Annotated in this window: 4 protein-coding genes and 1 pseudogene; 1 reads left to right on the forward strand and 4 read right to left on the reverse strand. The window is 59.9% G+C overall.

Annotation, left to right across the window (positions count from 1 at the left end; genetic code table 11):
- Positions 1-275: 275 nt before the first annotated feature.
- The 3 genes and pseudogenes from HMPREF2927_RS01995 to lipB form a co-directional block, all read right to left on the reverse strand.
- Complete coding sequence (locus HMPREF2927_RS01995) at positions 276-992, reverse strand: DUF4191 domain-containing protein (RefSeq protein WP_070685061.1); 717 nt, start codon at positions 990-992, stop codon at positions 276-278.
- Between the two features lie 208 nt (positions 993-1,200).
- Positions 1,201-2,208, reverse strand: coding sequence for a lipoyl synthase (lipA, locus tag HMPREF2927_RS02000; RefSeq protein ID WP_070685063.1), 1,008 nt, complete (start codon positions 2,206-2,208; stop codon positions 1,201-1,203).
- A gap of 164 nt (positions 2,209-2,372) precedes the next feature.
- Positions 2,373-3,062, reverse strand: a pseudogene (lipB, locus tag HMPREF2927_RS02005) (lipoyl(octanoyl) transferase LipB); the annotation flags it as partial.
- A 208-nt stretch (positions 3,063-3,270) separates the two neighbouring features.
- On the opposite strand from lipB, the gene HMPREF2927_RS02010 reads away from it, so the two are divergent.
- Complete coding sequence (locus tag HMPREF2927_RS02010; protein ID WP_070685067.1) at positions 3,271-5,013, forward strand: peptidase; 1,743 nt, start codon at positions 3,271-3,273, stop codon at positions 5,011-5,013.
- A 192-nt stretch (positions 5,014-5,205) separates the two neighbouring features.
- Here HMPREF2927_RS02010 and sucB read toward each other — a convergent pair.
- Positions 5,206-6,398, reverse strand: a 1,193-nt coding sequence (sucB, locus tag HMPREF2927_RS02015; RefSeq protein ID WP_246827322.1) for a 2-oxoglutarate dehydrogenase, E2 component, dihydrolipoamide succinyltransferase, incomplete at its 5' end; no start/stop codon positions are given.

A 6,398-nucleotide genomic window follows, 5' to 3' on the forward strand; every position in this document is an offset into this window, starting at 1 on the left:
TTGGCCGCGGGCAAAACCCTGTGACATATCAAGCATAGTGGTTATTTTTTGCGCGTGCGTGACTATCGTGTTTCGGTAATGTTACAAATCCTGGAAAGGAGTTACATCTTGGTTGTCTCACGAAACACAGTAGAGATGCTAACGCCCTCTAGTAAAGCTCTAGCAAAGCCAATAGCAATGCCCTCAGCAACGCAATAACCGGGCGTAACAAAAGGCTCCGACCCTCCCCACACGGGAAGAGCCGGAGCCTTCAAAACCTTATATTGGTGTCTCGCTTAGCGGCCGCGCATCGCACGACGGTCCGGGCGAGCACGCATCGGGTCAATACCCTTAGGAACAGCGTTCATCGGGTTACGCATAGTGTTCAGAGTGCTCAGACGACCCGAAACAACCTGCATCTCCTGCTGAGTCAGAGCCTTCGGAAGCTTGTTCATAGTCTTCACAACGTCCTTGAGCTCAACCTGACCCTCTTCGTGACCGGTCTCAATCACGTGAACCGGAACGCCCGGAGCCACACGGTTCAGGTGCTTCTTCTCAGTGTTCACCAGGGAAGTCACGCGGCTGTGAGGGCCCTCGGTCACCAGCACAATACCGGGACGGCCCAGCGCACGGAACACCAGATCCTGGTTGCGGTTCGCAGCAACGGGCTGCTCCTCAACAATCCAACCGCGGCGCACCGAGTTCATCGCCGCACCACTACGACCGGGCTGGTTCTCAATCTGAGCAAAAGCCGCAGTCTGCGCGCGGCGACCCAGCAGAAGCATCGCCACAATAGCGGCAACGCCCAGACCCAGAATCAGGAAAGTAATCCAGTTATTCAGGGCAATACCGATGAGGAGGAAAACCAAAAGGGTACCCAGAGCCGACAGACTCAGAATCCAACCGATATTCGGGTCGGACTTCTTGGTCATCTGGTAGACCTGCTTCATCTGGGCGAAAGTGCCCGGAGTGCGTTCCTTCTTCTTTTTCTTCTCTTCGCGCTTATCTGCCACGATTCTTCCTCGGCTGGTTCTTCCGCGGCCCCGAGAAGCGCCTCAAACGCTCACGGAACCATAGTGACGTAACGATGCAGTGTATGCCTGCAATTTTTCTAGTTTACCCTACCGCACAAGGGGCGGGGCATAAGGGGAGGCTCCCCGAACACCGGATGAACACCGGGGTCGAGGAGCCTCAACGCTCTCAGAAAGATTCTGAAAATGCTTAGTAGCCCGCAGCCACCAGGGAGGAGGCTTCCTGCAGAGCTGCACCCTCGCCCTCAATGTGGGCAAGGTTCTCAGGGATCGGGTAGCCGTTCTTACGCATTGCACGAGCCCACAGGCGACCTGCACGGTACGAAGAACGAACCATCGGGCCCGCCATAACGCCAGCGAAACCAATCTCCTCAGCCATGTTCGCGAAATCCACGAACTGCTGCGGCTTCACCCAACGCTCAATCGGGTGGAAGAGCGGGCCGGGGCGCAGGTACTGGGTGAGGGTAATGATGTCACAACCAGCATCGTGCAGATCGCACAGCGCCTCGTAAATCTCGTCATCGGTCTCGCCCATACCCAGAATCAGGTTGGACTTGGTGACCATGCCGCCTTCCTTAGCCTGGGTAATAACATCCAGGGAACGCTCGTAACGGAACGCCGGGCGAATCTGACGGAAGATACGGGGGACGGTCTCCAGGTTGTGCGCGAACACCTCAGGCTTAGCGTCAATCACCTTCTGAACATGCGCGGGAACACCCTTGAAGTCGGGGACGAGCATCTCAACGCCGGTGTTCGGGCACATCTTGTGAATCTGACGGGTGGTCTCTGCGTACAGCCACGCACCGCCGTCTTCCAGATCGTCACGAGCAACACCGGTCACGGTTGCGTAACGCAGACCCATGACCTTCACGTTCTTAGCAACCTTGAACGGCTCAGCGTAGTCAACAGCGACGGGCTTGCCGGTCGCAATATTGCAGAAGTCGCAACGGCGGGTGCACTCGGAACCACCAATCAGGTAGGTTGCCTCACGGTCTTCCCAGCACTCGTAAATATTGGGGCAGCCAGCCTCTTCACACACGGTGTGCAGGCCCTGACCACGAGCCAGCTCACGCATCTCGTTGTATTCGGGGCCAACAATAGCCTTGGTCTTAATCCAGTGAGGCTTCTTCTCAATGGGAACCTCAGCGTTGCGGGCCTCCACACGCAGTAGCTTGCGTCCTTCAGGTGCGGTGCTCAAAAGTCTTCTCCTTGGTCTAGATGTGCCCTCTGTGCAGGTGGGCCATCTTCTATTTTACGCCCGCTCAGGCGTAGGTGAAACTGGTTTTCGTATATGACGAACAAAGCCGGACGCGTTACGTGTACGACCCGTTCGATGCTTCTTGACTGCGTCTAACCCTGCGTTTAGTCCTGCGCCGCAATGGGCTCGAAGGAATCTGCCAGGCGGTCCTGGTACTTCAGAAGCTCCGCCTCCAGCGGCTCCAAAATATCGGCGGGGGTGATGGTACGGCCCAGCTGCTCCGAAATGGTGGTAACACCCGCATCGCTAATGCCGCAGGGAATGAACTGCTGGAAGGGTGCGGTGTCGTTGCAGCAGTTAATCGCGAAGCCATGCATCGTGGTGTTACGCGAAACGCGCATGCCCAGTGCGGCAATCTTCTTGTCCTGGGTGACGCCGTCGCCCAGAATCCACACGCCGCTGCGGCCCTCAACGCGCTCACCCTTAATGCCCATGCCAGCCAGAACGTTAATGATGATTTCCTCGACGATGCGCACGTACGCCACCACGTCGATGGGCTCGGGCAGACGAAGAATCGGGTACGCAGTCAGCTGGCCGGGGCCGTGCCAGGTCAGCTTGCCGCCGCGGTCAATCTTGACGACGGGGGTGGACTTGTCTGCGGGGTACTCGTGGTCTTCGGTGCGTTTACCCGCGGTAATCACTGCCTCATGCTCAAGCAGAAGAATCGTATTCTGGCGGGTGCGGTTAGCCACCTCATCGTGGATGCGGTACTGCTCGTCCAAGCACTCAACATAGTTCACATAGTTCGGGGCGAAGCCCACACGTTCAATCGTCACAGACATACTTTCTACCTTAGTACTGCTAGTGGAGGGAAGAAAATTAGGGCGCCCTGAATCACGTGATGAGCGAACACGGCGGAATGTTACGTGAGGGTGTGCTCAAGGGGAGGGAGGGTAAATAAGCAGATAAATACCTGAATTAACCTTTGGGGTTCTTTAGGGTATTTGAACTATTTTAGTGTGCTTAAAGATATTATTTGATGTAATTTGATAACATGATGGTATGAGAAGCAAAGAAGCACACGTTCTGGAAAGCATCGCCAACTCGGCTCTACCCACCCTGCAGATTGTCGAGTACCGGGGCGAAACCGCCGCAAGCGCACCCACCAAGAGCACACCTGCCGTACGTTCCGTACCCTCCGCGCACCCCGGACGCTACACCCTGCGCACCATTTCTCAGCCTGCCCCGCTAGATCCTTCCATCCCGCCAGATCCCTCCGCCCAGCTGGTTCCTGCCGCGCCCACTCTGCGCGCGGCAGCCAGCGGGTACGGATTCGAGGAAAACACGGATGCATCCGCTCAGCGGCACGCCCAGACCCCGCAAGTAGCCGCCGCCCTACGTAACGCGCCCGGACTCGCCAAGCTCCACGCCGTTACTAGTGGGAGCGCCGATAGCGCCAATCGGCTGTGCCTCTGGTACGAGCCCCTCGACGCGGGCACTCTCGACAAGCTCCTGCGCGCTCGCACCCTGACACCCGCCGAGCTTATGACCCTGGCACGAACCCTGCACCGGGCGCTCGGCAGCCTCAAAAAGGTGGGGGAGGGGCGCGTCGAACTAAACGCCGAATACATCGCTCTGAGCGCCGCCGGAGTGCCCAAACTCCTGCTACCTGACGCTGTCTATTGTGAGGCGGCCCCTCAAGACGGAGAACAGCTCACCGCCGCTCGGAGCAACTACGCACGCTCCGCAGCAGCCCTGCTCTGGCAAGCCGCCTGCGGGCACACACCGGAACCCTCCGCCGCCCGCGTACCCCTCTCGCTGCGGATGGGAGCCACCGGCAGCGCACCCGAAGAAGCACCCAGCAGCGAGTGGATTGAGCGCCTCGGCAGAGCCCTCGAATACCTGCTGGATGCACCCAACCAGGAGGTGGCGCTCGCAGGGCTCAGCTCCGTGGTCGTCCTGGCGGAGGAAGTGCCGCCTCGCCCGCTTAACGTCTACCTGAGCTGTTCAGAACGAGCCCGCGCCCTAATTCCCGCAGCTGTGGAGCCCGCGCCGGTACAGAAGCTCTCAAAGACGCAGAAAGCGCAACGCTACCTAGCGGAACGTTTGCCCCGCGTGAAGAAACAGGGCATGAAGAAGCCGGGCGTGAAGAAATCGGGGCGCGCAGCTACCGCAGGTTCTAAGCCGTTGATCCCCACTGCGAGCCCCGCAGAGACTGCGCCGCCCGCTCTAAAGAACGCAGAGGTGACGGGCACATCCCGCCTGACGGCGCTACGCGGTGCGCTCACTCGCCCCACCGCGCGACTGGGATTGACCGTGCGACTGGGACTGGCTGCGCGACTGGGACTGGCTGCGCTCGCGCTGGGGGCTATCGCGCTGCCTCTCGGGTACACCCTCTACGGGCAGAACGCTCCGGCAACGGCACAACCCGTATCCGCTCAAGCTGTGAACGCAGCGGGGGAGCAGGCGCCCGACGGCACGGAAACATCGGATCAGAGCACACAGGATAAAAGCGCACAGGGCGATCAGATTCTACGAGCCCTGATCGACCAGCGAAACCAAGAACGCCGTGCCCGAGGCGGCGCAGAGCTCACCGTCGACACCGCCGAAGAACTCAGCCGCGACAGCGAGAACATCCGCGTTATGGCGGTAGTCTCCGCGCCCGGCTACCGCGCCGATAAAACCGAGCAGGAAGCTCGCAAACTCAGCGAAGAAAACGGCGTCACCCGCCAGAAAGTCATCTTCGACCTGCACCGCGGGGAGAAAGGCTGGGAGATAGCCCGCGCCGAACCCGTCCCGGCATAGCTGACGCCGCGTAACTAACACCCCGTAACTGACACCGTAGAAACGCGGACACAACAAAAGGCGGCGGCCCCACCCACCGAAGTGGATGGAACCGCCGCCTTTTTGTTCACTGTCCGGGAAAACCCGGAGAGCTACACTCGGTTACCCATCAGGGCACCGCCACAAGGAAACTTCCTTGAATCTATGCAGGTCTTAGAGGCCCAGCTCAGACTCGAAGTTAGCCTCCTCCAGGCGGGTCTTGAGGGTGTGCAGGAAGCGACCAGCGTCCGCACCGTCGACCACGCGGTGATCGTAGGTGAGGGACAGGTAGCACATGGAGCGGATAGCGATAACGTCGTTACCGTCAACATCCTTGACAACCATGGGGCGCTTCACGATGGAACCGGTACCGAGGATTGCAACGTTCGGCTGGTTGATGATCGGGGTGTCGAACAGTGCACCGAAGGAACCAATGTTGGTGATGGTGAAGGTCGAACCCGACAGCTCCTCGGGGGAGATGTCGCCGGTACGTGCACGGCCACCCAGGTCGCCAATAGCCTTTGCCAGGCCAGCAATGCCCAGGTCAGAAGCGTTCTTGATGACGGGAACCAGCAGACCCTTGGGGGTGTCCACAGCAATAGCGATGTTCTCGGAGCCGTGGTAAGTGATCTGCTTGTAGTCTTCGGTCATGGAAGCGTTCAGAGCGGGGTGCTGCTGCAGAGCCTCAGCGGTTGCCTGGACGAAGAAGGGCAGGAAGGTCAGCTTAGCGCCCTCACGAGCAGCGAAGCCGTCCTTAGCCTTTGCACGCAGCTGAACGATGCGGGTCACGTCAACCTCGGTGACCTGGGTCAGCTGGGTGGAGACGTCCAGGGACTCACGCATACGCTTTGCAATAACCTGGCGGATACGTGCGGTCTTCTCGACGGTGCCACGCTTGGGGGAAACCTCGAAGGTGTGCGGTGCCTTTGCGGAACCAGCAGCCGGAGCAGCAGCTGCAGCGGGTGCAGCAGCAGCGGGAGCAGCGGAACCCTTAGCAGCGATAGCAGCCTGAACATCCTGCTTGCGGATGCGGCCACCAACACCGGTGCCCTTGACGGTGGACAGGTCGATGCCGTTGTCCTTAGCGAGCTTACGGACCAGCGGGGTCACGTATGCTTCGCCCTCAGCAGCTGCCGGAGCGGCAGGTGCAGCGGGGGCTGCAGGAGCTGCAGGAGCAGCCGGAGCAGCAGCGGGTGCTGCGGGAGCAACCGGAGCCTCAGCAACCGGAGCGGGTGCAGCGGGAGCAGCTGCAGCAGCAGCGTCGCCGATGATAGCCAGAACCTGGCCAACCTCTGCGTCCTCATCCTCGGGGATGCGGATCTCGAGCAGGGTACCTGCTACGGGGGAGGGAACCTCGGTGTCAACCT

The organism is Rothia sp. HMSC061E04 (genome assembly GCF_001813685.1).
Classification (GTDB): Bacteria; Actinomycetota; Actinomycetes; order Actinomycetales; family Micrococcaceae; genus Rothia; species Rothia mucilaginosa.

What these genes read in the sequence shown, in the direction of transcription:
- HMPREF2927_RS02010 (WP_070685067.1), top strand. Translation starts at nt 3,271, where the DNA reads ATGAGAAGCAAAGAAGCACACGTTCTGGAAAGCATCGCCAACTCGGCT.